This is a genomic window from Pseudomonas sp. WHRI 8519 (assembly GCF_040224055.2).
GTDB classification, from domain to species: domain Bacteria; phylum Pseudomonadota; class Gammaproteobacteria; order Pseudomonadales; family Pseudomonadaceae; genus Aquipseudomonas; species Aquipseudomonas putida_X.
In genome coordinates, this window is sequence record NZ_CP167996.1 from 2,138,698 (window position 1) to 2,164,349 (window position 25,652).

28 protein-coding genes and 2 tRNA genes are annotated in these 25,652 nt (G+C 62.3%); 20 read left to right on the plus strand and 10 right to left on the minus strand.

Annotated elements, in window-relative coordinates:
- Positions 1 to 49 precede the first annotated feature (49 nt).
- The 3 genes from ABRP30_RS09695 to ABRP30_RS09705 form a co-directional block, all read right to left on the minus strand.
- On the minus strand, positions 50 to 949 hold the full coding sequence (locus tag ABRP30_RS09695; protein WP_267822762.1) for a hydroxymethylglutaryl-CoA lyase: 900 nt from the start codon (positions 947 to 949) through the stop codon (positions 50 to 52).
- Positions 950 to 969: 20 nt separating this feature from the next.
- The gene (locus ABRP30_RS09700) at positions 970 to 1,368 is read right to left on the minus strand and encodes a MerR family DNA-binding transcriptional regulator (protein ID WP_012313840.1); all 399 of its coding nucleotides are present in this window, start codon (positions 1,366 to 1,368) and stop codon (positions 970 to 972) included.
- Positions 1,369 to 1,478: 110 nt separating this feature from the next.
- A complete protein-coding gene (locus ABRP30_RS09705) occupies positions 1,479 to 2,357 on the minus strand; it encodes a helix-turn-helix domain-containing protein (RefSeq protein WP_349974454.1) in 879 nt (292 codons plus the stop codon).
- Between the two features lie 130 nt (positions 2,358 to 2,487).
- Between ABRP30_RS09705 and pobA the strand changes: the two genes are divergently transcribed.
- A complete protein-coding gene (gene pobA / locus ABRP30_RS09710; RefSeq protein WP_267822768.1) occupies positions 2,488 to 3,675 on the plus strand; it encodes a 4-hydroxybenzoate 3-monooxygenase in 1,188 nt (395 codons plus the stop codon).
- 251 nt (positions 3,676 to 3,926) lie between these two features.
- Here pobA and ABRP30_RS09715 read toward each other — a convergent pair whose 3' ends face one another.
- The gene (locus ABRP30_RS09715; RefSeq protein ID WP_349974453.1) at positions 3,927 to 4,106 is read right to left on the minus strand and encodes a hypothetical protein; all 180 of its coding nucleotides are present in this window, start codon (positions 4,104 to 4,106) and stop codon (positions 3,927 to 3,929) included.
- Positions 4,107 to 4,262: 156 nt separating this feature from the next.
- Here ABRP30_RS09715 and ABRP30_RS09720 point away from each other — a divergent pair, with 156 nt between their 5' ends.
- Positions 4,263 to 5,006: a peptidase C39 family protein gene (locus ABRP30_RS09720; protein ID WP_349974452.1), complete on the plus strand. Its 744-nt coding sequence runs from the start codon at positions 4,263 to 4,265 to the stop codon at positions 5,004 to 5,006.
- A 59-nt stretch (positions 5,007 to 5,065) separates the two neighbouring features.
- Here the strand turns inward: ABRP30_RS09720 and ABRP30_RS09725 are convergent, their stop codons facing one another.
- Positions 5,066 to 6,349 carry an FAD-binding oxidoreductase gene (locus ABRP30_RS09725; protein ID WP_267822771.1) on the minus strand — a complete coding sequence of 428 codons (1,284 nt, stop codon included), beginning with the start codon at positions 6,347 to 6,349 and terminating at the stop codon, positions 5,066 to 5,068.
- A 201-nt stretch (positions 6,350 to 6,550) separates the two neighbouring features.
- On the opposite strand from ABRP30_RS09725, the gene ABRP30_RS09730 reads away from it, so the two are divergent.
- From ABRP30_RS09730 to ABRP30_RS09745, 4 genes are all read left to right on the plus strand, one after another.
- Positions 6,551 to 6,627, plus strand: a tRNA-Val gene (locus ABRP30_RS09730).
- 159 nt (positions 6,628 to 6,786) lie between these two features.
- Positions 6,787 to 6,863 (plus strand) — tRNA-Val (locus ABRP30_RS09735).
- A gap of 152 nt (positions 6,864 to 7,015) precedes the next feature.
- Positions 7,016 to 7,612, plus strand: coding sequence for an SPOR domain-containing protein (locus ABRP30_RS09740; protein WP_349974451.1), 597 nt, complete (start codon positions 7,016 to 7,018; stop codon positions 7,610 to 7,612).
- Positions 7,613 to 7,828: 216 nt separating this feature from the next.
- Positions 7,829 to 8,254: a GTP pyrophosphokinase gene (locus tag ABRP30_RS09745; RefSeq protein ID WP_241806495.1), complete on the plus strand. Its 426-nt coding sequence runs from the start codon at positions 7,829 to 7,831 to the stop codon at positions 8,252 to 8,254.
- Between the two features lie 32 nt (positions 8,255 to 8,286).
- Here the strand turns inward: ABRP30_RS09745 and ABRP30_RS09750 are convergent, their stop codons facing one another.
- On the minus strand, positions 8,287 to 8,529 hold the full coding sequence (locus ABRP30_RS09750) for a DUF1654 domain-containing protein (RefSeq protein ID WP_241806494.1): 243 nt from the start codon (positions 8,527 to 8,529) through the stop codon (positions 8,287 to 8,289).
- Positions 8,530 to 8,696: 167 nt separating this feature from the next.
- Entirely contained in the window at positions 8,697 to 9,785 is a 1,089-nt protein-coding gene (locus tag ABRP30_RS09755) for an asparaginase (protein ID WP_241806493.1), read from the minus strand.
- Positions 9,786 to 10,128: 343 nt separating this feature from the next.
- On the opposite strand from ABRP30_RS09755, the gene ABRP30_RS09760 reads away from it, so the two are divergent.
- The 7 genes from ABRP30_RS09760 (at position 10,129) to ABRP30_RS09790 (ending at position 17,097) form a co-directional block, all read left to right on the plus strand.
- On the plus strand, positions 10,129 to 11,085 hold the full coding sequence (locus ABRP30_RS09760; protein ID WP_349974450.1) for a sugar ABC transporter substrate-binding protein: 957 nt from the start codon (positions 10,129 to 10,131) through the stop codon (positions 11,083 to 11,085).
- Between the two features lie 18 nt (positions 11,086 to 11,103).
- A complete protein-coding gene (locus tag ABRP30_RS09765; RefSeq protein ID WP_349974449.1) occupies positions 11,104 to 12,657 on the plus strand; it encodes a sugar ABC transporter ATP-binding protein in 1,554 nt (517 codons plus the stop codon).
- On the plus strand, positions 12,654 to 13,649 hold the full coding sequence (locus ABRP30_RS09770; protein ID WP_349974448.1) for an ABC transporter permease: 996 nt from the start codon (positions 12,654 to 12,656) through the stop codon (positions 13,647 to 13,649). Before ABRP30_RS09765 ends, ABRP30_RS09770 begins: the two co-directional genes overlap by 4 nt.
- Before the next feature lie 4 nt (positions 13,650 to 13,653).
- Positions 13,654 to 14,676, plus strand: coding sequence for a LacI family DNA-binding transcriptional regulator (locus tag ABRP30_RS09775; RefSeq protein WP_267822782.1), 1,023 nt, complete (start codon positions 13,654 to 13,656; stop codon positions 14,674 to 14,676).
- A 9-nt stretch (positions 14,677 to 14,685) separates the two neighbouring features.
- Positions 14,686 to 15,594, plus strand: coding sequence for a ribokinase (gene rbsK / locus ABRP30_RS09780; protein WP_349974447.1), 909 nt, complete (start codon positions 14,686 to 14,688; stop codon positions 15,592 to 15,594).
- Positions 15,591 to 15,989 carry a D-ribose pyranase gene (gene rbsD / locus ABRP30_RS09785; protein ID WP_241806487.1) on the plus strand — a complete coding sequence of 133 codons (399 nt, stop codon included), beginning with the start codon at positions 15,591 to 15,593 and terminating at the stop codon, positions 15,987 to 15,989. The genes rbsK and rbsD overlap by 4 nt, the downstream gene beginning before the upstream one ends.
- A gap of 100 nt (positions 15,990 to 16,089) precedes the next feature.
- Positions 16,090 to 17,097 carry a nucleoside hydrolase gene (locus tag ABRP30_RS09790; RefSeq protein ID WP_349974445.1) on the plus strand — a complete coding sequence of 336 codons (1,008 nt, stop codon included), beginning with the start codon at positions 16,090 to 16,092 and terminating at the stop codon, positions 17,095 to 17,097.
- Here the strand turns inward: ABRP30_RS09790 and ABRP30_RS09795 are convergent.
- On the minus strand, positions 17,069 to 17,281 hold the full coding sequence (locus ABRP30_RS09795; protein ID WP_241806485.1) for a hypothetical protein: 213 nt from the start codon (positions 17,279 to 17,281) through the stop codon (positions 17,069 to 17,071). The genes ABRP30_RS09790 and ABRP30_RS09795 overlap by 29 nt on opposite strands.
- 285 nt (positions 17,282 to 17,566) lie before the next feature.
- Between ABRP30_RS09795 and ABRP30_RS09800 the strand changes: the two genes are divergently transcribed.
- On the plus strand, positions 17,567 to 17,887 hold the full coding sequence (locus ABRP30_RS09800) for an I78 family peptidase inhibitor (RefSeq protein ID WP_349974444.1): 321 nt from the start codon (positions 17,567 to 17,569) through the stop codon (positions 17,885 to 17,887).
- Positions 17,888 to 17,988: 101 nt separating this feature from the next.
- Here ABRP30_RS09800 and ABRP30_RS09805 read toward each other — a convergent pair whose 3' ends face one another.
- Positions 17,989 to 18,201, minus strand: a complete 213-nt coding sequence (locus ABRP30_RS09805; protein ID WP_012313861.1) for a cold-shock protein — start codon at positions 18,199 to 18,201, stop codon at positions 17,989 to 17,991.
- Between the two features lie 159 nt (positions 18,202 to 18,360).
- On the minus strand, positions 18,361 to 18,663 hold the full coding sequence (locus tag ABRP30_RS09810; RefSeq protein ID WP_349974443.1) for a hypothetical protein: 303 nt from the start codon (positions 18,661 to 18,663) through the stop codon (positions 18,361 to 18,363).
- Positions 18,664 to 18,997: 334 nt separating this feature from the next.
- On the opposite strand from ABRP30_RS09810, the gene thrS reads away from it, so the two are divergent.
- The 6 genes from thrS to pheT all read left to right on the plus strand — a co-directional run bounded on the left by thrS (position 18,998) and on the right by pheT (position 25,651).
- A complete protein-coding gene (thrS, locus tag ABRP30_RS09815) occupies positions 18,998 to 20,920 on the plus strand; it encodes a threonine--tRNA ligase (protein ID WP_241806482.1) in 1,923 nt (640 codons plus the stop codon).
- A complete protein-coding gene (infC, locus tag ABRP30_RS09820; protein ID WP_012313864.1) occupies positions 20,920 to 21,471 on the plus strand; it encodes a translation initiation factor IF-3 in 552 nt (183 codons plus the stop codon). The genes thrS and infC overlap by 1 nt, the downstream gene beginning before the upstream one ends.
- 60 nt (positions 21,472 to 21,531) lie before the next feature.
- Positions 21,532 to 21,726, plus strand: a complete 195-nt coding sequence (gene rpmI, locus ABRP30_RS09825) for a 50S ribosomal protein L35 (protein ID WP_012313865.1) — start codon at positions 21,532 to 21,534, stop codon at positions 21,724 to 21,726.
- A 28-nt stretch (positions 21,727 to 21,754) separates the two neighbouring features.
- A complete protein-coding gene (gene rplT / locus ABRP30_RS09830; RefSeq protein ID WP_003250671.1) occupies positions 21,755 to 22,111 on the plus strand; it encodes a 50S ribosomal protein L20 in 357 nt (118 codons plus the stop codon).
- A 110-nt stretch (positions 22,112 to 22,221) separates the two neighbouring features.
- On the plus strand, positions 22,222 to 23,238 hold the full coding sequence (gene pheS / locus ABRP30_RS09835) for a phenylalanine--tRNA ligase subunit alpha (protein ID WP_012313866.1): 1,017 nt from the start codon (positions 22,222 to 22,224) through the stop codon (positions 23,236 to 23,238).
- Between the two features lie 31 nt (positions 23,239 to 23,269).
- Complete coding sequence (pheT, locus tag ABRP30_RS09840) at positions 23,270 to 25,651, plus strand: phenylalanine--tRNA ligase subunit beta (RefSeq protein ID WP_349974440.1); 2,382 nt, start codon at positions 23,270 to 23,272, stop codon at positions 25,649 to 25,651.
- Position 25,652: the final 1 nt, after the last annotated feature.

The following is a 25,652-nucleotide window of genomic DNA, read 5'->3' on the forward strand; positions in this document are numbered from 1 at the left end:
CCTGTGGGGGCGGTAACACTCACCCACACATTTGTGACGACCGTGTGAATCACTGTGCGCTGCGTGCTCGCGCCACACGTGAGCCGTTGGCCCGGCCCAGCACCTCGCTGATCCGCTGCCCCGCCGCGATCAAGCGGTCCAGGTCAATGCCGGTTTCAATCCCCAGCCCCTCTAGCAGGTAAACCACGTCCTCGCTGGCGATATTGCCCGTGGCACCTTTGGCATAGGGGCAACCCCCAAGGCCCGCCACCGAGCTGTCGAACACACTGATACCTTCGAGCAGGCTGGCATACACGTTGGCCAGGGCCTGGCCGTAGGTATCGTGGAAGTGGCCGGCCAGTTGCTCACGCGGCACGTGCGCCGAGACGACTTCGAACAGTTTGCGGGTATCACCTGCGGTGCCAGTGCCGAGGGTGTCACCCAGGGACACTTCGTAGCAGCCCATCTCATGCAGGGCCTTGGCCACGGGGGCGACCTGTTCGGCACTGACTTTGCCTTCATACGGGCAGCCGAGCACGCAGGAAACGTAACCGCGCACCCGCACACCGTGGCTGCGCGCTGCCAGCATGATCGGCTCGAAACGTTTGAGGCTTTCGCTGATCGAGCAATTGATGTTGCGCTGGGAAAACGCCTCGGAGGCAGCGGCGAACACCGCCACTTCCTTCACCCCGGCCGCCAGGGCGTCCTCGAAACCCCGCAAGTTGGGCGCCAGCGCCGCATAGGTAACCCCCTCGCGTTGCTTGATAGCGGCGAACACATCGGCGGAGCCGGCCATCTGCGGCACCCACTTGGGCGAGACGAAACTGCCGACCTCAATGTAGGCCAGCCCGGCGTCGGTAAGATCGTCGACCAGGCGCACCTTGTCAGCAACGCTGATGGGCTGGGCTTCGTTCTGCAGGCCGTCGCGGGGGCCGACTTCGACCAGGCGGACTTTTTCGGGCAAAGGCATGGTGGGGTTCCTGTGGCGGGTCAACGGTTATCGTTATTGTTCAGGGTTGCGGCCAGGGCCTGTTCGCAACGTTCCTGGGCAGTGTCCAGCTCCAGTTGCATCTGGTGAATATCCAGCATCTGTTGTTCAAGCTGGGCGCGGCGCTCGGTGATCTTGGCCAGCATGCTGTTGAGTTGCTTGAGGTTGCCGCTGCTGGGGTCGTAGAGCTCGATCAGTTCACGGCATTCGGCCAGCGAAAAACCGATACGCTTGCCACGCAGGATCAGCTTCAGGCTGACTTTGTCGCGTGCCGAATAGATGCGCTCCAGGCCACGGCGCTCCGGGCTGAGCAGGCCCTGTTCCTCATAGAAGCGGATGGCGCGGGTAGTGATGTCCAGCTCGCGGGACAGGTCGGAGATGCTGTAGGTCTGGGTGCTCATGCGTGGGCTCGGCGTGGAGTATGACGGTATCCTGAATGCAGGTTGACGTAAACGTCAAGCAGGCTGTTGCGCATGCGTCGCTCTTGGCCTTCCAGTAAAGGCATTTGCAGTCAATCGGGCTGGACCGAGCGACGGTAACCATTGGGTGTCTGCCCACTCAAGCGCTTGAAGAACCGCGCAAAGTAGGTCGGGTCACTGAACCCGAGGCTGTCCGACAACTGCCCGATGCTCATCCGCGTGTAGATCAGGTTGCGCTGTGCCTCCAGCAGCAGCCGCTGGTGCACCAGTTGCAGTGCGGTCTGCCCGCTCAAGGCCCGGCACAGTTGGTTGAGCTGCAGGCTCGGGATCTTCAACCGCGCGGCGAAGTCCTCCACCGAAAGGTGCTCACGGTAGTGCGCTTCGACCAGGCGCAGATATTGCCCCAGCAACTGACGGTCACGTTCGTCTCGGTTGCGGGGCGCCTGGCCCAATTGCTGGCGACGGCTGATCCACACCATCAGCGCGGTCACCAGGGCTTCGAGCAGGGGCGCGCGTGCCGGGGCATGCCCCTGGTACTCCTGCTGCAGTGTGTCGATCAGGCTGCGCAGGCGCACGCGATCCTTGCCCAGTGGGTAACAGGCAGGCTTGGCCAGCACCCCCAGCGGTGCACCCAGGCGCTGCTCGAGGTTTGCTACCAGCGCGGTGCCGAAGGTCAGCACATGCCCCTGGATATCGGCACTGAAGCGAAACCCGTGCACGGTCAGCGGTGGTACCACCTGGATTGCCGCTTCGCCAATGGCACTGCGCACGCCCTCGATCTCTACCTGCGCCTGGCCACGTTGCACATACAGCAACTGAAACAGCTCGGCGTGCTGGTGCGGTTTGATTTCCCAATGGTGCAGGCGGCTGCGGGCCGGGATCGACTCGCAATGCAGCAGGTCCGTGCCTGGCCATGCCTGGTTTTCGCCATACAGCTGAAACAGCGGGACGCCGGGGAGTGACGATTTCATCAAGAACTGACCTGTCCGTTAATCGAACGCTTTTTAAAAAAGTGCAGTTTTCCCATCGGATAGCACAGCTAATCCACCTGTGCAGCCCGTAAAAATGCAAGTAGAAATCTAATAACACGAGAGAACAACAATGAAAACTCAGGTTGCAATCATCGGTGCAGGTCCGTCTGGCCTACTGCTGGGTCAACTGCTGTACAAGGCTGGGATCGACACGGTCATTCTTGAGCGGCAGACACCTGACTATGTACTTGGCCGCATCCGTGCCGGCGTGCTCGAGCAAGGGACTGTCGACCTGCTGCGTGAGGCAGGTGTTGCCGAGCGCATGGACCGTGAAGGCTTGGTGCACGAGGGTGTCGAGTTGCTTGTCGGGGGCCGCCGGCAACGGCTGGACCTCAAGGGCCTGACCGGAGGCAAGACGGTCATGGTCTATGGCCAGACCGAGGTGACGCGGGACTTGATGCAAGCGCGCGAGGCGAGTGGTGCGCCAATCATCTATTCGGCCAGCAATGTGCGGCCCCACGAACTCAAGGGCGAACGGCCCTACGTAACCTACGAGAAGGACGGCCAGACCCACCGCCTGGACTGCGATTACATCGCCGGCTGCGACGGCTTCCACGGTGTGTCGCGCCAAAGCATCCCCGAAGGTGTGCTCAAGCACTATGAGTGCGTGTATCCGTTCGGTTGGCTGGGGATGCTGTCCGATACGCCGCCCGTGAACCACGAATTGATCTACGCCCATCACGCGCGTGGTTTTTCGCTGTGCAGTCAGCGTTCGCAGACCCGCAGCCGCTACTACCTGCAAGTGCCGCTGGATGAACGCGTGGAGGACTGGTCCGACGAGCGTTTCTGGACCGAACTCAAGGCCCGCTTGCCCGAGGACGTGGCAGAGCGCCTGGTTACCGGCCCGGCGCTGGAAAAGAGCATTGCGCCCTTGCGCAGCCTGGTGGTCGAGCCGATGCAGTACGGGCACCTGTTCCTGGTCGGTGACGCGGCCCATATCGTCCCGCCCACTGGGGCCAAGGGCCTCAACCTGGCGGCTTCGGACGTGAATTATCTGTACCGTATCCTGGTCAAGGTCTATCGCGAAGGGCGTACCGACCTGCTGCAGCAGTACTCGCCCTTGGCCCTGCGCCGCGTGTGGAAAGGCGAGCGCTTCAGCTGGTTCATGACCCAGTTGCTGCATGACTTTGGTGAACACAAGGATGCGTGGGAGCAGAAGATGCAGGAGGCGGACCGTGAGTACTTCCTGTCTTCGCCTGCTGGGCTGGTGAACATTGCCGAGAACTACGTGGGGTTGCCGTTCGAAGAGGTGGTGTAGGGGCGGGGCATGACTTGAGGGCCCCGCGGGGCTTGCGTGCAAATAAGAGGGCTGCAGACCAATGGCCGTCAGTCAGCGTGATCAGGGCTGCTGCGCAGCCCATCGCCGGCAAGCCGGCTCCTACAGGTACTGCGCTGCGGTTGGAGCCAGTGCAAAGCCTGGGCTGCCCCCCAAGGCTGGATCAGTATCCAGCTTGCAGGGCAGTCCATACAAGCTGGCTTGCCGGCGATGGGCCTGGGTAATTGCAAAGATCAATGCGCCTGTGCGTGACGGCGCGCCCGATTGATCTGCCGCTGCTTGGCCGGAACCTGCGGTGGCAGGTGGTGGTGCTGTGCATGACGGCGCACGATGCGTAGTACACCCCAGAGCATGGCGGCAGCGACGCTAAGCCACATACCTACCAGCATGAGGATTGCCATGGTCAGGCTCATGTCTACCTCCTTCTCTTGGGTCAGCTTTCGGCTCACCCTCCAGATACTGCATTAGTCTAGCTCTCGCCGCGTGACGTTCCATCTATCGAAGGTCTATTGCTTGGTTCGTTTGGTTCCAAGCCCACAGCGGGCTATACCCGCGTCGACGGGCATCCTATGATCGTCGGCCAAGGCCGGGCGTTGGCAGCCTGGCGTCAGAACAAGCGAGTGTCCATGGTGCAAATTTCCTTCAAGTCCCGGTTTTTCGAGCCGCGCCGCCTAATGGTGGCCTGCCTGCTGGCCGCCAGCCTCTCAGGTTGTGCCGGCACGCAACCGGCCGCCGTCAAGGGCGTTGCGCAGCGGGTCGAGATCAGCAGCGTGCCGTTCTACCGAGGCAACGCCAACCACAGTGGGGCCATGGCGCTGGCGGCGTTGCTCTCGCAGCAGGGCGCGCCGATCACCCCGGGGCTGCTGGACAAGCCGCTGAACCTGCCCCAGGGCGCCGAGTCGCTGGGCACCGGCATCCCCCGCGTGGCGCGCGATTACGGCAGGGTCGTGTACCCGCTGGACAAACAGCTGGACGCTCTGTTGACCCAAGTGGCTGCAGGCAACCCGGTGCTGGTGCGTTTTCAGGAAGGTTCGGCGTGGTGGAGCGAGCCGCGCTATGCGGTGCTGATTGGCTTTGATCGTTACAAGCAGCGGGTGCTGCTGCGTGCGGGGATGCACCGGCGGCAGATGATGGCCTTCGACGATTTCAAGTCGGCGTGGGCGCAAGAGGGGAGCTGGGCGATACTGGTTCAGCCGCCGCGGCAACTGCCGGCTCAGGTGGATCGGCAGCGCTGGCTGCAGGCTGCCGATGAACTGGCCCGCGCGGGCCAGGAACTGGCGGCCAAGCAAGCCGTGGACAGCCTGCAAAGGTAAGCCACCAACCCTGGCCTGACCTCGCTAAACCGGCGATCAGGCCAGTGATGGCAGCAGCATCAGAAGCCCAGGCGGTCGCGCAGGCTGTAGTACCAGGCTCCCAGGGCGCTGAACGGTACCCGCAGCATCTGGCCGCCCGGGAACGGGTAGTGCGGCAGGCCGGCGAACGCGTCGAAGCGCTCGGCCTGGCCACGCAGTGCCTCGGCCAGCACCTTGCCCGCCAGGTGGGTGTAGGTGACGCCGTGGCCCGAGCAACCCTGCGAGTAATAGATGTTGTCGCCGATACGGCCAACCTGTGGCAGACGCGACAGGGTCAGCAGGAAGTTGCCGGTCCAGGCGTAGTCGATCTTGACGTTCTTGAGCTGCGGGAAGGCCTTGAGCATCTTCGGGCGGATGATCGCCTCGATGTTGGCCGGGTCGCGTGCACCGTAGACCACGCCACCGCCGAAGATCAGGCGCTTGTCGCTGGTCAGGCGGTAGTAGTCGAGCAGGTAGTTGCAGTCCTCGACGCAGTAGTCCTGCGGCAGCAGGGTGCGGGCCAGTTCCTCGCCCAAGGGCTCGGTGGTGATCACCTGAGTACCGCAAGGCATTGATTTGGCCGCCAGTTCTGGCACCAGGTTGCCCAGGTAGGCGTTGCCGGCGACGATGATGAACTTGGCGCGCACTTTGCCCTGTGGGGTGTGCACGACCGGGTTGGCGCCACGCTCGATACGGATGGCCGGGGTCTGCTCATAAATGATGCCGCCCAGTGACTCCACTGCGGCCGCTTCGCCCAAGGCCAGGTTCAGCGGGTGGATGTGGCCGCCGCTCATGTCCAGCATGCCGCCGATATAGCTGTCGCAGGCGACCACTTCACGGATGCGCTTCTGGTCCATCAGCTCCAGCTGATTATGGCCAAAGCGTTCCCACAGGCGCTTTTGCGATTCCAGGTGGCCCATCTGTTTGGACGTCAGCGCAGCGAACACGCCACCGTCCTTCAGGTCGCACTGGATGTTGTACTTGGCTACGCGTTCACGGATGATGCGCGCGCCTTCGAAGGCCATGTGGCCCAGCAGTTGCGCCTGCTTGGGGCCGACCGTGCGCTCGATGACGTCAATGTCACGGCTGTAGCTGTTGACGATCTGGCCGCCGTTACGGCCCGACGCACCGAAGCCGACCTTCGCCGCTTCGACGATGCTCACCTTGAAGCCGTTCTCCAGCAGGAACAGGGCGCTGGACAGGCCGGTATAGCCTGCACCGATGATGCACACATCGGTTTCCACCTCACCCTGCAGCGGCGGACGTGGCGGCACCGGGTTGGCCGAGGCGGCGTAGTAGGACTGGGGGTAGGGGGTATTGGCCATGCTCGAGAAACCTCGTGTTTTATATTTTTAACGAATGTACCGATGCTATCAATAATAATAAACACCCGCTAGTCGTCCGTTGAAAATCCTTAACTGCTCCATGGCCGGCGCTTCTCTATAAAGAGGTTAAGATTCAGTAGGTTAGCGCAAAAAAAAGTGTTGACAGCGGTTTTGGAATGCGTAGAATGCGCACCACACGACAGGCACATAGCTCAGTTGGTTAGAGCACCACCTTGACATGGTGGGGGTCGTTGGTTCGAGTCCAATTGTGCCTACCAAACATCAGAAAAGGCGATCCGAAAGGGTCGCCTTTTTTGTGTCTCGCTTTTATAGGCGGCCGCGTCACCCAGGCCGGCAGGCTGCTGAAAGTTTTTGATTTTTTTGAAAAAAACGCTTTACAGGTACGCATTCGGTGACTAATATGCGCACCACACGACAGGCACATAGCTCAGTTGGTTAGAGCACCACCTTGACATGGTGGGGGTCGTTGGTTCGAGTCCAATTGTGCCTACCAAACATCAGAAAGGGCGATCCGAAAGGATCGCCCTTTTTGCATTGTGCGTTTCTGGCAGATGGCCGGTATGTAGCAAGGTGTAACGTATGGTCGCGGTCCGGGTCAGGGGTCGCCATGCTAGAATTCGCCGCTTCGAAACGGGAGATACACGCGTGCGCAAACTGGCAGTGGTAATGGCAGTGTTGGCCCTGGTGGGCTGTGAGAATGAGGTTGAAGGTGTGCACAAACAGGTGGCCGAGCACCTGCACAACCCCAGCACTGCCAAGTTCGGCAACGTGCGGATCGACACCAAGGGCACCATTTGCGGCCAGGTGCGTGGCAAGGACGATGCCGGGCAGTACGAAGCTTACCGCAGCTACGTCGCCATCAAGGGTGACGATGGCCAGTACGACATCATCGTCGACGACAATGGCAACAACCTGCGTATTCGCGAAATCTGCGGGGGCGCTGAGTTGCAGCGCCGCGCCGAGGCCCTTGCCGATCAGCCTGCGCCTCAAGGCTGGGATGTCGAGGTGATCCAGGGCGCCAACATGGGTGCATTGAGCGACATGACCGCCCGCCTGATCGAGAAGGGCATCCCATCCTCGGTCGAATACCGCAATGGCAAGCCGGTGGTGCTGCTGGGGCCGTTCCCCACCAAAGAGGAAGCCGAGGCACGCAAGGCAGAGGTCATGGCCAAGCTGGGTACGGACTCGGTTGTCATCCAGCACGGCGCGCAGCGCTGCGCGCAGCGCTGCGCGCAGCGCTGATAGCAGCGTACCGCGCCCTTCGTAGCATGGCCTCGGTGGCTGCCGGCTTGCCGGCGAGCACTGGCCCAGCCGCTGCCATGCATCGAGTTGCCTGGCCTGTACCGGGGCGATTAGCCCCTTGTCTGCGCCTGTGAAAGCGCCGGAACAGACGCCTGTCATCTGTAACCCGACCGGTCTATGCTTGTTCTGGGAGACGGCTGAAGCGGGGAGGGCCTCATGTCTACACTGGAGCGGGCCATCCTGGTGGCCACCAGGGCGCATGAAGGGCAATACGACAAAGGCGGTGCGGCGTATATCCTGCACCCGTTGCGGGTGATGATGCGGGTGTCCACGCCCGAGCAGCGCATCGTCGCTGTGCTTCACGATGTGATCGAAGACACGCCGCTTACGCTTTCCGACCTGGCCCGCGAGGGTTTCACGCTCAAGATCCTGGCCGCGTTGCTGGCCTTGAGCCGGCGTGATGGCGAAAGCTACGAGGACTTCGTGGTGCGCCTGGGCTGCGACCCATTGGCGCGTACCGTCAAAATGGCCGACCTGGCCGACAATAGCGACCTTTCACGCATCGCCCGCCCAGGCCCGGCCGACCTGAGACGGCTGGCCCGTTATCAGCAGGCCAGCGCTTACCTGCAGGCGCTGGCCTAGGCCCAGATTCGCATTGCCCAAGCCCGTGCGAGTCAGTCGTCCTTGGGCACCGTCCAGAAAATCTGCACGCCGCCATCATCGCGGTGGGCGAGGGTGACGTTGTCGTTCTCGGCGATCTCCTCAAGCAGGGTTTCCCAATCGTCGGGCGACTCCTGCTCCAGGCGGAAGATCAGGGCGGCGCGGCTACGTTGAGCGATGGGGCTGTTGATGATCTTCTGGATGCGCGTACCCATCAGTTCATAACTGCTCGGCGTTGCAGGGGCGGTACTGGCCACGGGGCTTTTCCTTGTTTTGCTGTATGCGCATACAGTATTTCACTGTAGGGTATTTCGCAACTGCGTGTAAGGTAAAAAGCGGAGGACCGCGGGTGGCCGATACATGGGGAATGAAGCCGGTTGAAGGGCTGGCTAAGCCAGCCCCGCCGGCCCCTGTCACACCGCGATCAGTATTCCCAGAAAATCCGCTGCAGCTCTTTGCTGTCCTGGGTCTTGGTCATTGCCACCATCGCCAGGATCCGCGCCTTCTGCGGGTTAAGGTCGTGCGCTACAACCCAATCGTTCTTGTCATCCGGCTGCTCGGCGTTGCGCAGCACGAAACCGCCCTGGTTGACGTGCGACGAGCGGATGATCTGCACACCCTCCTTGCGTAGCTCCTGCAGTGCCGGCACCACGCGCGAGGACACCGACCCGTTGCCGGTTCCGGCATGAATCAGGGCTTTTGCGCCGTTCTGTGCCAATGCCTTGTAGGCCGTGTCGGTCACGTTGCCGTAGCCGTAGGCGATGTCGACCTGCGGCAGGCTGCTGATCTGCTTGATGTCGAATTCCGAGTTGACGGTGTGACGCTTGGCCGGCAGGCGGAACCAGTACGATTTGCCTTCCACCACCATGCCCATCGGGCCCCAGGCGCTCTTGAAGGCTTCGGTCTTGATGTTGACCGCCTTGCTCACATCGCGGCCGGACTGGATCTCGTCGTTCATGGTCACCAGTACACCCTTGCCCCGGGACTGCTTGTCGCTGGCCACGGCTACGGCGTTGTACAGGTTGAGCATGCCATCGGCCGACATGGCCGTGCCCGGGCGCATGGAGCCCACCACCACGATCGGCTTGTCGGTCTTTTCTACCAGGTTGAGGAAGTAGGCGGTCTCTTCCAGGGTGTCGGTGCCGTGGGTGATGACGATGCCGTCCACGTCCTTGCTTTCGGCAAGTTCGGCGACGCGTTTGCCCAACTTGAGCAGGTCGTCATTGCTGATGCTTTCGGAGGCGATCTGCATCACTTGCTCGCCGCGCACGTTGGCAATGTCGGCAAGCTCTGGCACGCCGGCGATCAACTTGTCGATGCCCAGCTTGGCCGCCTGGTACGTGGCGCTGTTGGCAGCGCTGGCGCCGGCGCCGGCAATGGTGCCGCCGGTGGCCAGGATGACCACGTTGGCCAGCTGCTGCTGGGTTTGGGCTTCTTTGGCCGAAGCGGTGGTTGGCAGAATCAGCAGCAGCGCCAGGGCGCTGGGTGCGAAGGACTTCAGTGCAGCATTCATAATTATTGTTCTCTCTTCCTAAGTGAGATTTTGCTGTGTCGCACAGGGTGCAAGGCAGTTTTCGTACCATCCTTGTCTGGGCGCTTTAATTCGCTGCGCGCCGCGGTGGCTGTGGGCCGGGATTACCCTCCCAGGCGCCGCAGGCGGGCCGCTTGGTTCGGAAATCCGAACAAAAATAGGAAAAGCTGTTCGGTTTATCGGAAAAATCCCAGATAATCTGCGGCATAAGTAACGCAGCCATCGCCAGCGAAACGGATTTGACAAAACCTCGTCCTGTTTCCATAGTTAGCCAACGCAAACGTTTGCGATCCGATAAAAACCACAAGATTCGGAGTCATCTCCCATGAAACTGCCGTTCCCCGGTCGTCTGCTGGCGCTCGCCGTCATTTCCTCGCTGTCGCTTGCCCTGCCGCTCGGCGCTGCCCATGCGGAAGACAAACCCAAGGTCGCTCTGGTGATGAAGTCCCTGGCCAACGAATTCTTCCGCACCATGGAAGATGGCGCCAAGGCCTACCAGAAAGACCACGCCAACGAATTCGACCTGGTGGCCAATGGCATCAAGGACGAGACCGACACCAGCAACCAGATCCGCATCGTCGAGCAAATGATCGCCACCGGCGCCAACGCCCTGGTAATCGCACCGGCCGACTCCAAAGCCTTGGTGCCTGTGATCAAGAAAGCCATGGACGCCGGCATCACCGTGGTCAACATCGACAACCGCCTGGACCCTGACGTACTCAAGAGCAAGAACCTCAGCGTACCCTTCGTTGGCCCCGACAACCGCAAGGGCGCACGCCTGGTAGGTGATTACCTGGCCAAAGAGAAGCTCAAGGCCGGTGACCAGGTCGGCATCATCGAAGGCGTGGCGACCACCACCAATGCCCAGCAGCGCACCGCCGGCTTCAAGGACGCCATGGAAGCAGCTCAGATGAAGATCGTCTCGGTGCAATCGGGCAACTGGGAAATCGACAAAGGCAACAACGTCGCCGCCGCGATGCTCAATGAATATCCCGACCTAAAAGCACTGCTGGCCGGTAACGACAGCATGGCCCTGGGCGCCGTATCGGCCGTGCGCGCGGCCGGCAAGACCGGCAAGGTGCAAGTGGTGGGCTACGACAACATCAACGCCATCAAGCCCATGCTCGAGGACGGCCGCGTACTCGCCACTCTCGATCAGGCGGCCAGCCAGCAGGCGGTGTACGGCATCCAGGCGGCATTGCAGATGCTCAAAGGCCAGAAGCCGAACGTGGACGCCGACAACGTCATCCAGACCCCGGTCGAACTCATCACCAAGCCTTGACGGCCAGGAGACATGGCCATGCCTGTAACGGCCAATGAAGTGCTGCTCGCTGCCAGCGGCCTGGGCAAGCGCTACACGCAACCGGTGCTGGGCGACGTCAGCCTGGCCCTGCGCGCCGGCGAGGTGCTGGCCCTTACCGGCGAGAACGGCGCGGGCAAGAGCACCCTGTCCAAGCTCATCAGCGGGCTGGAAACACCCACCACCGGGCACATGACCTTCCGCGGTCAGCCCTATGCACCTGGCAGCCGCAGCGCCGCCGAGCGTCTTGGCGTGCGCATGGTCATGCAGGAGCTCAACCTGCTGCCGACCCTGACCGTGGCCGAAAACCTGTTCCTCGACAACCTGCCCAGCCGCTTCGGCTGGATCAGCCAGAAGCGCCTGCGCCAGTTGGCCACGGCCGCCATGGCCCAGGTCGGCCTGGACGCCATCGACCCGGACACCCCGGTGGGCGAATTGGGCATCGGCCACCAGCAGATGGTGGAGATCGCACGCAACCTGATCGGCGACTGCCATGTGCTGATCTTCGACGAACCCACCGCCATGCTCACCGCCCGCGAGGTGGAACTGCTGTTCACCCAGATCGAGCGCCTGCGCCAGCGCGGCGTGGCCATCGTCTATATCTCGCACCGCCTGGAGGAGCTCCAGCGCGTGGCCCAGCGCATCGTGGTGCTGCGCGACGGCAAACTCGTGTGCGACGAGCCGATCCAGCGCTACAGCAGTGCCGAGCTGGTCAACCTGATGGTCGGCCGCGAGCTGGGCGAACACATCGACCTGGGCCGCCGCCAGGTCGGCGCGCCGTTGCTCAAGGTCGACCGGCTGTGCCGCGGCGACAAGGTGCGAGACGTGTCGCTGCAGGTCAGGGCAGGGGAGATCTTCGGCATCTCCGGGCTGATAGGTGCCGGCCGCACCGAGTTGCTGCGGCTGATCTTCGGCGCCGACCGCGCCGACAGCGGCAGCATCGAAATCGGCCAGCCACTCAAGGCGGTGACCATCGACTCGCCCAAGGCAGCGGTCGAGGCCGGTATCGCCCTGATCACTGAAGACCGCAAAGGCGAAGGCCTGCTGCTGACGCAATCGATCAGCGCCAACATCGCTTTGGGCAACCTCGCTGCGCTGTCCCGCGCCGGGGTGGTCGACGGCGACGCCGAAAAGGCCCTGGCCGAACGCCAGATCACCGCCATGCGCATCCGCAGCGCCAATGCCGCCCAGGTGGTCGGCGAGCTGTCCGGCGGCAACCAGCAAAAGGTGGTGATCGGCCGCTGGCTGGAGCGTGACTGCCAGGTGCTGCTGTTCGATGAACCCACCCGCGGCATCGATGTGGGGGCCAAGTTCGATATCTATGGCTTGCTGGCCGAGCTGGCGCGCCAGGGCAAGGCCCTGGTGGTGGTGTCCAGCGACCTGCGCGAGCTGATGCTGATCTGCGACCGCATCGCAGTGCTGTCGGCCGGCCGCCTGATCGACACCTTCGAGCGCGACCACTGGAGCCAGGACCAGCTCCTTGCCGCCGCTTTCGCCGGCTACCAGAAACGTGACGCCCTGCTGCACGACGCAGCGCCCAGGATGGATGTATGAAAACCACACCTCTCGACACACAGGCCGGCGCCCCCGTGCGCCGCAGCGGCACCTACTTCGGCCTCGGCACCTACCTGGGCCTGGCGGGCGCCTTGCTGGCGATGATCGTGCTGTTCTCGTTGCTCAGCAGCCACTTCTGGTCATACGCCACCTTCAGCACCCTGGCCAACCAGATCCCTGACCTGATGGTGCTGGCGGTGGGCATGACCTTCGTGCTGATCATCGGCGGTATCGACCTGTCTGTGGGCTCGGTGTTGGCGCTGGCGGCATCGGCCGTCAGCGTGGCCATCCTCGGCTGGGGTTGGAGCGTGCTGTCGGCCGCCTTGCTCGGCATGGCCGTCGCCGCGCTGGCCGGCAGCGTCACCGGCGCGGTCACAGTGGCCTGGCGCATACCCTCGTTCATCGTCTCGCTCGGCGTGCTGGAAATGGCCCGCGGCCTGGCCTACCAGTTCACCGACTCACGCACCGCCTACATCGGCGATGCCTACGCCTGGTTCTCCAACCCCATCGCCTACGGTATCTCGCCGGCCTTCATCATTGCCTTGCTGGTGATCATCCTGGCCCAGCTGGTGCTGACCCGGACCGTGTTCGGCCGCCACCTGATCGGCATCGGCACCAACGAAGAGGCCGTGCGCCTGGCCGGCATCGACCCGCGCCCCTACAAGGTGCTGGTGTTCGCCCTGATGGGCCTGCTGGCCGGGCTGGCCGCGCTGTTCCAGATTTCCCGCCTGGAGGCCGCCGACCCCAATGCCGGCGCCGGCCTGGAGCTGCAGGTGATCGCCGCTGTCGTGATCGGCGGCACCAGCCTGATGGGCGGGCGCGGCTCGGTGATCAGCACGTTCTTCGGCGTGCTGATCATCTCGGTGCTGGCCGCAGGCCTTGCACAGATCGGCGCTTCAGAACCCACCAAACGCATCATCACCGGGGCGGTCATCGTCATCGCCGTGGTGCTCGACACCTACCGTAGCCGGCGTGCAGGCCGGCGGAACTGAAAACATGGCAACCATCAAAGACGTCGCGGCACTCGCGGGTATTTCCTACACCACGGTGTCCCATGTACTGAACAAGACCCGCCCGGTCAGCGAACAGGTGCGGCTGAAGGTCGAAGCGGCCATCGTCGAGCTCGACTACGTGCCCAGCGCCGTGGCGCGCTCGCTCAAGGCGCGCACCACGGCCACCATCGGGCTGCTGGTGCCCAACAGCGTCAACCCATATTTCGCCGAGCTGGCGCGCGGCATTGAAGATGCCTGCGAGCGCAACGGCTATTGCGTGATCCTTTGCAACTCCGATGACAACCCACAGAAGCAGCGCAGCTACCTGCGCGTGCTGCTGGAAAAGCGCATTGATGGCCTGGTAGTGGCTTCGGTGGGCGAGGACAGTGACCTGCTGCAGAGCCTGGCCTGCGTGCGTACCCCGATGGTCATCGTCGACCGCGCGCTGGAAGGCGTCGACGCCGACCTGGTGCGCATCGACCACGAGCAGGGCGCGTACCTGGCCACCCAGCACCTGCTGGAGCTTGGCCACCGCGACATCGCCTATATCGGCGGGCCGGCCGCGACCGGCGTCAGCCAACTGCGCCTGGCCGGCTTTCACCGTGCCATGGCCGAGGCGCAGGTGGCCGTGCACGGTGCGCACATCCTGCAGTGCGACTTCACCAGCCCCGGTGGCCATGCGGCGGCCGCGCAACTGCTCGATGGCCAGCGGCCCACAGCCATTTTCGCCGGCAACGACATGATCGGCTTTGGCGTGCTGCGTGCGGCTGCCGAGCGCAATATCAGCGTGCCGGGCGAGCTGTCGGTAATCGGCTTCGACGACATCGAGCTCAGTCGCTATGTGTACCCGCCGCTGACCACCGTCGGCCAGTCGATCCGTGAGCTCGGTGAAAGTGCAGCGGCGCTGCTGCTGTCGCGTATCGCCGCACCGCGGCGCGAAGGCGCAGAGCAACGCATCGTCGCCCCGCGCATCGTGCTGCGTGAGTCCACCGGGCCGCGCCCGGACCTGTTCAATGATTACCGCTAAGGAATGTTCATGAGTGCCAAGGTAGTGGTGGTCGGTAGCCTCAACATGGACCTGGTAGCCCGCACCGAGCGGCTGCCACGTGCAGGTGAAACAGTGGCCGGCGAAAGCTTTTTCACCGTACCGGGCGGCAAGGGCGCCAATCAGGCGGTGGCCGCAGCCCGCCTGGGCGCGAGCGTGGCGATGGTCGGTAACGTCGGCGATGACGCCTACGGCCAGCAGTTGCGCCAGGCCCTGGAAGTGGAAGGCATCGACTGCCAGGCAGTCAGCGCGTGCCCGGGCGTCTCCAGTGGCGTTGCGCTGATTACCGTGGATGCCGCCAGCCAGAACAGCATTGTCATCATCCCCGGCGGCAACGGCCAACTGACGCCGGCAAGCGTGCAGCGGTTCGACGCACTGCTGCAGGCTGCCGAGGTGATCATCTGCCAGCTCGAAGTGCCTGCCGACACGGTGGCCTGGGCCCTGGCCAGGGGGCGTGAGCTGGGTAAGACGGTGATGCTCAACCCCGCCCCGGCGACCGGCCCGTTGCCCGCCCAGTGGCTGGCCCATATCGATTACCTCATCCCCAACGAAAGCGAGGCCGAGGCACTGACCGGCGCGCCAGTGGACGACCTAGCCAGCGCCCGCCGTGCCGGCGAACGCCTGCTGCAGATGGGGGCCGGCAAGGTCATCGTCACTCTCGGCGCGCAGGGCGCGTTGTTCGTCAGCCGTGACGGCAGCCGGCACTTCCCTGCGCCGCAGGTCAAAGCGCTGGATACCACGGCAGCGGGCGACACCTTTGTCGGCGGTTTTGCAGCCGCGCTGGTGCGTGGCCTGGGGGAGGACGATGCGATCACCCTTGGCCAGCGCGCTGCGGCGCTGTCCGTCACTCGCGCCGGGGCACAGCCCTCGATCCCGACCCTGGCGGAGCTGGCCCCATGAAAAAGACCGCGCTGCTCAATATTGCCCTGTCACGCACCATTGCCGGGCTGGGCCATGGCGACATCCTGGTGATCGGCGATGCCGGGTTGCCCGTGCCGCCTGGGGTCGAGCTGATCGACCTGGCCTTGACACCGGGCATTCCCGATTTCGCCAGCGTGCTGCGCGCCGTGCTCAGCGAGATGCAGGTGGAGCGCCATGTGCTGGCCGAAGAGATGCAGAAGGTCGTGCCGCCCGGCCTGGTCGAGATCGAGCGCCTGCGCGGCAAGCTCGGCAAGCGTGAGTGGCTGAGCCATGAGCAATTCAAAGGGTTGTCGCGCAGCGCCCGCGCCGTGGTGCGTACCGGCGAGTGCCAGCCCTACAGCAACATCGCCCTTATCGCCGGGGTTACCTTCTAGCTCCCACCGCGACCGCGCAATTCCAGGTGGAAGCCGGCTTGCCGGCGATGGGCCGCAAAGCGGCCCCAACCGTTTCACCACAAGGCAACAGGAGTGCCCCATGCTCAAACCCCTGCTACAAGGACTCGCCCTCATGGCCGCAGCTGCCACCACCACGCTCCAGGCCGCACCTCGCGACCTGATCATCGACACCGACCCGGGCGCCGATGATGTGGTCGCGCTGTTCCTAGCCATGGCTTCGCCGGACGAGCTCAACATTCGCGCTATCACCACTGTCGCTGGCAACGTGCGGCTCGACAAAACGTCGCGCAACGCACGCCTGGCCCGCGAGTGGGCCGGCCGTGAAGACATCCCAGTGTATGCCGGGGCAGGGCGCCCGTTGCTGCGCGCGCCGATCTACGCTGCCCAGGTGCATGGCGAAGAGGGCCTGACCGGTGTCCCGGTGCATGAACCGAAACAGCCCCAGGCCCCAGGCAATGCCGTGCAGTACCTGGTCGACACCCTCGGCGCTGCCGAACCCCACAGCATCACCGTGGCCATGCTCGGCCCGCAGACCAATCTGGCCCTGGCACTGATCCAGCGCCCGGACATCGCCAAAGGCATCAAGGAAGTGGTGGTAATGGGCGGCGCCCATTTCAACGGCGGCAACATCACCCCGGTGGCAGAATTCAACCTCTACGCCGACCCGCACGCCGCCGAGGTGGTGCTGGCCAGCGGCGTGCCACTGACCTACCTGCCGCTGGACGTCACCCACAAGCTGCTCACCAGCGACGCCCGACTCAAGCAGCTGGCAGCCATGAACAACCAGGCCAGCAAGCGTGTGGTAGACATTCTCAATGCGTACATCAAGCACGACATGGACCTGTACGGCATGCCCGGCGGCCCGGTGCATGACGCCAGCGTCATTGCTTATCTGCTCAAGCCTGAGCTGTTCAGCGGACGGCGCATCCACATGAGTGTCGACAGCCGCGAGGGCCCGAGCTTCGGCCAGACCGTCGCCGACTGGTACGGCGTGCTCAAGCAGCCGGCCAATGTAATGTGGGTGGGCGAGGGCGATGCCCAGGGCTTTTTCGACCTGCTCAGCGCGCGCCTGGCTCGATTGCCATAGCGGCGTGCGGTGCATAGCGCTCGAACACCTGGTCGATGAAGCTGCGCGCCGCCTCACTGCCCAGGTCGCGCACCAGCAGGTCCAGGGCGATCAATACCAGCTCTTCTGGCGTGCTGGGGCTGTAGGCGCTCTGGCCCTCCGCCCATTTGACCTTGATGTCGGCGTCGATGCTGTGGTGGCTCATGAAAGGCTCTCGTTTGGGCCCGTAGCGGAGGGGCGAACACCTGACCCTGGCGTTCGCAGCAGGCACTGTGCCTGCACTTCTTAAAGTAAATCATCACTTTGCGTCAATGGCTCTTCGACTTAAGAATAAAAAGCCTGCTCAAGCAAACCAACTGCGTGGTGCAAAATCCGGTCACGATTGCCTTTCGCCACGCGCGGTGAGTTCAGGCAGACTTGGGCGGTTTTGCAACGAATTCAGGGTGGAACTGTCGGAACAGACAGTTCCCATATCTATTTAGGAGGATTCATGTTCCGTACCCGTGCTTCCCTGGCAACCTTGCTGGTCGCTGCGGTGCTGGCTGGTTGCAGCACTGGTGGCAACTCTGACGGCGGCAGCGCCCCGGCTGCACCTGCAGACAACGACGGGCGCTGCGAGGCCAGCGGCGCCGATTTCGCCATTGGCAAGCAAGGCAGTGCCGACCTGCTTGAGCAGGCGCGCAAGGCCAGTGGTTCGCAGATGGCGCGTATCCTCAAGCCGCATGACGTGGTGACCTTGGAGTACCGCTCCGAGCGTCTGAACCTGAATGTGGACGAGCAGGGCAAAGTGACCCGCGTCAACTGCGGTTGATGCAACCCCAATGCCGCCCCTGCGCAGGCAGGTGTGCGTTGCCTTGGTAAAGCCCATAAAAAAACCCGCCACAAGGGCGGGTTTTTTTACAGCTATCCGAATTACTCCGGACGAACCTGCGCAGCCTGCATACCCTTCTGGCCTTTTTCGGCAACGAAGGAAACAGTCTGGCCTTCTTTCAGGCTCTTGAAGCCGTCGGATTCGATGGCTTTGAAGTGAACGAACAGGTCGTCGCCGCCGCCTGCTGGGGTGATGAAGCCGTAGCCTTTCTCATCATTGAACCATTTGACGGTGCCTTGTTGGCGATTGGACATGGGTGAATCTCCAGAACATTTAATTTTCAGTGGTGCAATGTGGCCGAGGCTACGGAGCACGGACACCATAATAGTCTAATTCTGCGCCTGTAGCGTCTTTTACCTTCGCAGGATGCTGATCCAGGGCAAATAAAGCCCGGAAAGCCCTCCGCGCATGGCTCATTTCGGCTTGCAGGCCGCTTGCACGATGGTCTGTGCCTTCTGCATCAGCTTGGCGTCAACGCCGTCCTTACTGTCCAGGTCTTCGATCTCCTTATCGGTGAAATTTTCTTTGATGGCTTGCGCGCCGCACGAGCAATGCTTGTCTGCAGTTGCGGCGTCGACACCTTGGCTTTGCGCCACCTGCTTGCATTGCGTCATGTAGGCACCCTCCTTGCCGGCAGGGAAGTTGCCAGCGTTGGCTGCCATGGGCAGCAGCAGGGCGCCAGCGGCCGCCAGGGCCAGAAGAGACGGAACTCGCATAACCAGACACTCCTTGGGTTAAGGTCTCATCAAGAGTAGGTTGCTTCCCAAAGTCTGATTGGAAATTTTCCGTGTAAGTTCACCGCTACCGCGTAAATTCCAAATATTTCTGCGCTGCCATGCAACCCCCGTGCTAGCATGCCCGGCTTGCAGCTACACACGTGCAGCGTGCAACTATCTTTTACTTTCCAGTCACTCAGGTCCCCCTGGCAAGCCGAAAGGCTTCTGCCACTGTGAGGCAGGCTTCCTTCAAGGAAGGCAGGTCGGATCTTGTACTGGCTCATCCCAACCCACGTGACCTTTGGTAGGGGTCACCACTAGGAGAGGAGGCGCCATGCCCACTATTACTCTTCCCGATGGCAGTCAACGCGCGTTTGATCACGCGGTATCCGTAGCCGATGTCGCCGCTTCGATCGGTGCCGGCCTGGCCAAGGCCACCGTTGCCGGCAAAGTCGACGGCAAGCTGGTCGATGCCTGCGAACTGATCACCCACGACGCCACCCTGCAGATCATCACCCCTAAAGATGAAGAGGGACTGGAGATCATCCGTCACTCGTGCGCCCACCTGGTCGGCCACGCGGTGAAACAGCTGTACCCGACCGCCAAGATGGTCATCGGCCCGGTCATCGACGAAGGCTTCTATTACGACATCGCCTACGAGCGCCCCTTCACCCCTGAAGACCTGGCCGCCATCGAAAAGCGCATGCAGCAGCTGATCGAAAAAGATTACGACGTCATCAAGAAGATGACCCCGCGTGCCGAAGTCATCGACGTGTTCAAAGCCCGTGGCGAAGACTACAAGCTGCGCCTGGTCGAAGACATGCCAGACGAGCAGGCCATGGGCCTGTACTACCACGAAGAATACGTCGACATGTGCCGCGGCCCGCACGTGCCCAATACCCGCTTCCTCAAGGCATTCAAGCTGACCAAGCTGTCTGGCGCCTACTGGCGTGGCGATGCCAGGAACGAGCAACTGCAGCGTGTGTACGGTACCGCCTGGGCTGACAAGAAGCAGTTGGCTGCCTACATCCAGCGCATCGAAGAAGCGGAAAAACGCGACCACCGCAAGATCGGCAAGCAGCTGGACCTGTTCCACCTGCAGGAAGAAGCGCCGGGCATGGTGTTCTGGCACGCCAACGGCTGGACCGTCTACCAGGTGCTCGAGCAGTACATGCGCCAGGTCCAGCGCGAAAACGGCTACTCGGAAATCAAGACCCCGCAGGTTGTCGACCGCATCCTCTGGGAGCGTTCCGGCCACTGGTCCAACTACGCCGAGAACATGTTCACCACGTCGTCGGAAAGCCGTGATTACGCGGTCAAGCCGATGAACTGCCCGTGCCACGTGCAGGTGTTCAACCAGGGCCTGAAGTCGTACCGCGACCTGCCGCTGCGCCTGGCCGAGTTCGGTGCCTGCCACCGGAACGAGCCGTCCGGCGCGCTGCATGGCATCATGCGCGTGCGTGGCTTCGTGCAGGATGACGCGCACATCTTCTGCACCGAAGACCAGGTGAAGAAAGAAGCCGCCGACTTCATCAAGCTGACCCTGGACGTGTACAAGGACTTCGGTTTCACCGACGTCGCCATGAAGCTCTCCACCCGTCCCGCCAAGCGCGTGGGCTCCGAAGAGCTTTGGGACCGTGCCGAAGGTGCACTGGCCGACGCCCTGAACGAATCCGGCCTGGAATGGGAATACCAGCCAGGTGAAGGTGCCTTCTACGGCCCGAAAATCGAATTCACCCTGCGCGACTGCCTGGGCCGTAACTGGCAGTGTGGTACCCTGCAGTACGACCCGAACCTGCCAGAGCGCCTGGATGCCAGCTACATCGCCGAAGATAACGCGCGCAAGCGCCCGGTGATGCTGCACCGCGCCATCCTCGGCTCGTTCGAGCGCTTCATCGGCATGCTCATCGAGCATTATGCCGGCGTGTTCCCGGCGTGGCTGGCACCGACCCAGGCCGTGATCATGAACATCACCGACAAACAGGCAGATTTCGCCCTTCAGGTTGAGAAATCTCTGAACGGTAGCGGTTTCCGTGCCAAGTCGGACTTGAGAAATGAGAAGATCGGCTTTAAAATCCGCGAGCATACTTTGCTCAAGGTCCCGTACCTTTTGGTTATAGGGGACCGCGAAGTCGAAACGCAAACCGTCGCTGTGCGTACTCGCGAAGGTGCAGACCTGGGCTCAATGCCCGTCGCCCAGTTCGTTGAGCTTCTGACACATGCGGTTTCCCGGCGTGGTCGCCAAGAATCGGAGTAATGACTATTAAGCGTGAAATGAGAAACGATAAACGTGCTGCACCGAAGGCCCCGATCAACGAGAATATCTCGGCCCGCGAGGTTCGGTTAATTGGCGCAGACGGCGAGCAGGTTGGCATCGTCTCGATTGATGAAGCGCTGCGTATCGCTGATGAAGCGAAGCTGGACCTGGTTGAAATCTCTGCAGACGCGGTACCGCCTGTCTGCAAGGTCATGGACTACGGCAAGCACCTCTTCGAAAAGAAGAAGCAGGCTAACGAAGCCAAGAAAAACCAGAAGCAGATCCAGATCAAAGAAATCAAGTTTCGTCCAGGGACGGAGGATGGGGATTACCAGGTAAAACTACGCAACCTGGTACGTTTCCTTACCGATGGGGACAAGGCCAAGATCTCTCTGAGATTCCGTGGTCGTGAGATGGCCCACCAGGAGCTGGGTATGGAGCTGTTGAAGCGGGTTGAAGCTGACCTCGCCGAATACGGCACCGTCGAACAGCATCCGAAGATGGAAGGACGCCAACTTATGATGGTCATCGCCCCCAAGAAAAAGAAGTAATCTCCCGGGCACGGCAGGCCTGATGATTATGTGTAATTTTATCGAATGCGGAGTTCCAACATGCCAAAAATGAAAACCAAGAGCGGTGCTGCAAAGCGCTTCCTGAAGACCGCTACCGGCTTCAAGCACAAGCACGCTTTCAAGAGCCACATCCTGACCAAAATGTCGACCAAGCGTAAGCGTCAACTGCGTGGTAGCAGCTTGCTGCACCCGTCTGACGTCGCGAAAGTCGCGCGCATGCTGCGCGTTCGTTAATTCTGGTCAAAGATAGAGGAAGTTACTCATGGCTCGTGTAAAGCGCGGCGTTATCGCTCGTAAGCGTCACAAAAAAATTCTGAAACTGGCTAAAGGTTACTACGGTGCACGCTCGCGCGTATTCCGCGTAGCCAAGCAGGCAGTCATCAAGGCAGGCCAATACGCCTACCGCGACCGTCGCCAGAAGAAGCGTCAGTTCCGCGCACTGTGGATCGCTCGTATCAACGCCGGTGCCCGCACCAACGGTCTGTCTTACAGCCGTCTGATTGCTGGCCTGAAAAAGGCGTCGATCGAAATCGACCGTAAGGTTCTGGCTGACCTGGCAGTGAACGAAAAAGCGGCGTTTGCTGCAATTGTCGAGAAAGCTAAAGCCGTTCTGGCTTAAGTACCCACGACAATCATCCGGCAGCGCTCTGCGCTGTCGGGTGTAAAACGTCATCGATAGGGGAAGAGCCTTCAAAGCTCTTCCCCTATTTTCGTATCTGGAGTCTGTACATGGAAAACCTGGACGCGCTGGTCTCCCAAGCCCTTGAGGCCGTGGAGCGCGCTGAAGACATCAATGCCCTGGAACAGATCCGGGTTCAGTATCTGGGCAAGAAAGGCGAACTGACCCAGGTGATGAAGACCCTGGGCAACCTGCCAGCCGAAGAGCGCCCGAAAGTCGGCGCGCTGATCAATGACGCCAAAGAGCGCGTCACCGAAGTGCTCAACGCACGCAAGGCAGCCTTTGAAGAAGCCGAGCTCAGCGCTCGCCTGGCCGCCGAATGCATTGATGTGACCCTGCCAGGCCGTGGCCAGGCCACCGGTGGCCTGCACCCGATCACCCGTACCCTCGAACGCATCGAGCAGTTCTTCACCCACATCGGCTACGGCATCGCCGAAGGGCCCGAGGTCGAAGACGACTACCACAACTTCGAAGCGCTCAACATCCCTGGCCACCACCCGGCCCGGGCGATGCACGACACCTTCTACTTCAATGCCAACATGCTGCTGCGCACCCACACCTCGCCGGTGCAGGTGCGGACCATGGAGTCCACTCAGCCGCCCATCCGCATTGTGTGCCCGGGCCGCGTTTACCGCTGCGACTCGGATATCACCCACTCGCCGATGTTCCACCAGGTCGAAGGCCTGCTGATCGATCGCGACATCAACTTTGCCGACCTCAAGGGCACCATCGAAGAGTTCCTGCGCGTGTTCTTCGAAAAAGAACTGGCCGTGCGCTTCCGCCCGTCGTTCTTCCCCTTCACCGAGCCGTCCGCCGAAGTCGACATCCAGTGCGTGATGTGTTCCGGCAAAGGCTGCCGCGTGTGCAAGCAAACCGGCTGGCTGGAAGTGCTGGGCTGCGGCATGGTGCACCCGAACGTGCTGCGCATGTCCGGCATCGACCCTGAAGAATTCCAGGGCTTCGCTTTCGGCATGGGTGCCGAGCGCCTGGCCATGCTGCGCTACGGCGTCAACGATTTGCGTCTGTTCTTCGACAACGACCTGCGGTTCTTAGCCCAATTCCGCTAGGCCCAATCGACGCAACTTTCAGGAGAACAGCATGAAATTCAGTGAACAGTGGCTGCGCGGTTGGGTAAACCCGCAAGTCTCCCGTGATGAACTGGTCGCCCGCCTGTCCATGGCCGGCCTTGAAGTCGACAGCGTAACCCCCGCTGCCGGCCAGTTCAGCGGTATCGTCGTGGGCGAAATCCTCGCCACCGAACAACACCCCGACGCCGACAAACTGCGCGTCTGCCAGGTCAGCAACGGCCAGGAAACCTTCCAGGTCGTCTGCGGCGCCCCTAACGCGCGCGCCGGCATCAAGATCCCGTTCGCCATGATCGGTGCCGAACTGCCGGGCGACTTCAAGATCAAGAAGGCCAAGCTGCGCGGCGTCGAATCCTTCGGCATGCTGTGCTCGGCAGCAGAGCTGCAGATCAGCGAAGAAAACGACGGCCTGCTCGAACTGGCTGGCGACGCACCGGTAGGCGAAGACATTCGCCAGTACCTGAACCTGGACGACGCCAGCATCGAGATCGGCCTGACCCCCAACCGCGGTGACTGCCTGTCGCTGGCCGGCCTGGCCCGCGACGTCAGCGCCCTGTACAACGTACCGGTTACCCGCCCTGTGGTGCCGGCCGTACCGGCTGCCCACGACGAAGTGCGCCCGGTCGAGGTCAGTGCCCCAGCCGTGTGCCCACGCTACCTGGGCCGCGTCATCCGCAACGTCGACCTCAGCAAGCCCACGCCGCTGTGGATGGTTGAACGCCTGCGCCGTAGCGACGTGCGCAGTATCGACGCAGCTGTCGACATCACCAACTACGTGATGCTCGAACTCGGCCAGCCGATGCACGCCTTCGACCTCGCCGAAATCAATGGCGGCATCCGCGTACGCATGGCCGAAGAGGGCGAGAAGCTCGTGCTGCTCGACGGCCAGGAAGTCGCCCTGCGCGCCGACACCCTGGTCATCGCCGACCATACCCGTGCCCTGGCCATTGCCGGCGTGATGGGTGGCGAGCACAGCGGCGTCAACACCGAAAAAACCCGCGACCTGTTCCTCGAAAGCGCCTTCTTCGAGCCGATCGCCGTTGCTGGCAAGGCCCGTTCATACGGCCTGCACACCGACGCCTCGCACCGCTACGAGCGCGGCGTCGACTCGCAACTGGCCCGCGAAGCCATGGAGCGCGCTACCGCGCTGGTGCTGGAGATTGTCGGCGGCGAAGCCGGCCCCATCATCGAAGCCGTCAGTGAACAGCACCTGCCTCAGGTCGCCCCGGTGACCCTGCGCGCCGAACGCATCACCCAGATGCTCGGCATGGAGTTGCAGGCCGCCCAGGTCGAGCAGATGCTCAACGCCCTGGAGCTGACCACCACGGCCAGCGGGGCAGGGGAGTGGACCGTCAAGGTGCCAAGCCACCGCTTCGACATCAGCCTGGAAGTTGACCTGATCGAAGAGCTGGCCCGCCTGTACGGCTACAACAGCCTGCCAGTGCGTTACCCGCAAGCGCGCCTGGCGCCCAAGGCCAACCCGGAAACCCGCGGTGAGTTGCCCAACCTGCGCCGCCTGCTGGTCGCCCGCGGCTACCAGGAAGCCATCACCTACAGCTTCATCGACCCAAAGCTGTTCGAGCTGTTCACCCCTGGTGTAGAGCCGCTGCTGCTGGCCAACCCTATCTCCAGCGACATGGCCGCCATGCGCGCCTCGCTGTGGCCAGGCCTGGTCAAAGCCATGCAGCACAACCTCAACCGCCAGCAAGACCGCGTGCGCCTGTTCGAAAGCGGCCTGCGCTTCGTCGGCCAGCTGGGTGACCTGAAGCAGCAGCCGATGATCGCCGGCGTCGTCACCGGCAGCCGTCTGCCAGAAGGCTGGGCCAACGGCCGTGACAGCATCGACTTCTTCGATGTAAAAGCAGACGTCGAAGCCTTGCTGGGCTACTCGGGCGCCCTGAGCGACTTCACCTTCGCCGCCGGCAAACACCCCGCCCTGCACCCAGGCCAGACCGCTGTCATCCAGCGCGACGGCAAGGAAGTCGGCTACCTCGGCGCCCTGCACCCGGAAGTCGCCAAGGCCCTGGGCCTGGACCGCCCGGTGTTCGTCTTCGAGCTGGTGTTGGGTGATGTGGTGGAAGGCCGCCTGCCGAAATTCAGCGAGCTCTCCAAGTTCCCGGAAACCCGTCGCGACCTGGCCCTGATCGCCGGCCGTGACGTCGCCGCCAGCGCCGTGCTTGAAGTAATTCGTGACAATGCAGGCGAATGGCTTACAGACCTCAGGCTGTTTGACGTCTACCAGGGTAAAGGTATTGATCCTGATAGAAAAAGCCTGGCCGTCGGCTTGACCTGGCAGCATCCATCGCGCACTCTTAACGACGATGAGGTGAACACTACCCTGCACAATATCCTCACCTCGCTTGAACAAAGGTTGAACACCACGTTAAGGAAATAAC

Excerpts from the sequence above, each read along its gene's own strand:
- ABRP30_RS09695 (WP_267822762.1), bottom strand. The coding sequence starts at position 949 with ATGCCTTTGCCCGAAAAAGTCCGCCTGGTCGAAGTCGGCCCCCGCGAC.
- ABRP30_RS09700 (WP_012313840.1), bottom strand. The coding sequence starts at position 1,368 with ATGAGCACCCAGACCTACAGCATCTCCGACCTGTCCCGCGAGCTGGAC.
- ABRP30_RS09705 (WP_349974454.1), bottom strand. The coding sequence starts at position 2,357 with ATGAAATCGTCACTCCCCGGCGTCCCGCTGTTTCAGCTGTATGGCGAA.
- pobA (WP_267822768.1), top strand. The coding sequence starts at position 2,488 with ATGAAAACTCAGGTTGCAATCATCGGTGCAGGTCCGTCTGGCCTACTG.
- ABRP30_RS09715 (WP_349974453.1), bottom strand. The coding sequence starts at position 4,106 with ATGAGCCTGACCATGGCAATCCTCATGCTGGTAGGTATGTGGCTTAGC.
- ABRP30_RS09720 (WP_349974452.1), top strand. The coding sequence starts at position 4,263 with ATGATCGTCGGCCAAGGCCGGGCGTTGGCAGCCTGGCGTCAGAACAAG.
- ABRP30_RS09725 (WP_267822771.1), bottom strand. The coding sequence starts at position 6,349 with ATGGCCAATACCCCCTACCCCCAGTCCTACTACGCCGCCTCGGCCAAC.
- ABRP30_RS09745 (WP_241806495.1), top strand. The coding sequence starts at position 7,829 with ATGTCTACACTGGAGCGGGCCATCCTGGTGGCCACCAGGGCGCATGAA.
- ABRP30_RS09755 (WP_241806493.1), bottom strand. The coding sequence starts at position 9,785 with ATGAATGCTGCACTGAAGTCCTTCGCACCCAGCGCCCTGGCGCTGCTG.
- ABRP30_RS09760 (WP_349974450.1), top strand. The coding sequence starts at position 10,129 with ATGAAACTGCCGTTCCCCGGTCGTCTGCTGGCGCTCGCCGTCATTTCC.
- ABRP30_RS09765 (WP_349974449.1), top strand. The coding sequence starts at position 11,104 with ATGCCTGTAACGGCCAATGAAGTGCTGCTCGCTGCCAGCGGCCTGGGC.
- ABRP30_RS09770 (WP_349974448.1), top strand. The coding sequence starts at position 12,654 with ATGAAAACCACACCTCTCGACACACAGGCCGGCGCCCCCGTGCGCCGC.
- ABRP30_RS09775 (WP_267822782.1), top strand. The coding sequence starts at position 13,654 with ATGGCAACCATCAAAGACGTCGCGGCACTCGCGGGTATTTCCTACACC.
- rbsK (WP_349974447.1), top strand. The coding sequence starts at position 14,686 with ATGAGTGCCAAGGTAGTGGTGGTCGGTAGCCTCAACATGGACCTGGTA.
- rbsD (WP_241806487.1), top strand. The coding sequence starts at position 15,591 with ATGAAAAAGACCGCGCTGCTCAATATTGCCCTGTCACGCACCATTGCC.
- ABRP30_RS09790 (WP_349974445.1), top strand. The coding sequence starts at position 16,090 with ATGCTCAAACCCCTGCTACAAGGACTCGCCCTCATGGCCGCAGCTGCC.
- ABRP30_RS09795 (WP_241806485.1), bottom strand. The coding sequence starts at position 17,281 with ATGAGCCACCACAGCATCGACGCCGACATCAAGGTCAAATGGGCGGAG.
- ABRP30_RS09800 (WP_349974444.1), top strand. The coding sequence starts at position 17,567 with ATGTTCCGTACCCGTGCTTCCCTGGCAACCTTGCTGGTCGCTGCGGTG.
- ABRP30_RS09805 (WP_012313861.1), bottom strand. The coding sequence starts at position 18,201 with ATGTCCAATCGCCAACAAGGCACCGTCAAATGGTTCAATGATGAGAAA.
- ABRP30_RS09810 (WP_349974443.1), bottom strand. The coding sequence starts at position 18,663 with ATGCGAGTTCCGTCTCTTCTGGCCCTGGCGGCCGCTGGCGCCCTGCTG.
- thrS (WP_241806482.1), top strand. The coding sequence starts at position 18,998 with ATGCCCACTATTACTCTTCCCGATGGCAGTCAACGCGCGTTTGATCAC.
- infC (WP_012313864.1), top strand. The coding sequence starts at position 20,920 with ATGACTATTAAGCGTGAAATGAGAAACGATAAACGTGCTGCACCGAAG.
- rpmI (WP_012313865.1), top strand. The coding sequence starts at position 21,532 with ATGCCAAAAATGAAAACCAAGAGCGGTGCTGCAAAGCGCTTCCTGAAG.
- rplT (WP_003250671.1), top strand. The coding sequence starts at position 21,755 with ATGGCTCGTGTAAAGCGCGGCGTTATCGCTCGTAAGCGTCACAAAAAA.
- pheS (WP_012313866.1), top strand. The coding sequence starts at position 22,222 with ATGGAAAACCTGGACGCGCTGGTCTCCCAAGCCCTTGAGGCCGTGGAG.
- pheT (WP_349974440.1), top strand. The coding sequence starts at position 23,270 with ATGAAATTCAGTGAACAGTGGCTGCGCGGTTGGGTAAACCCGCAAGTC.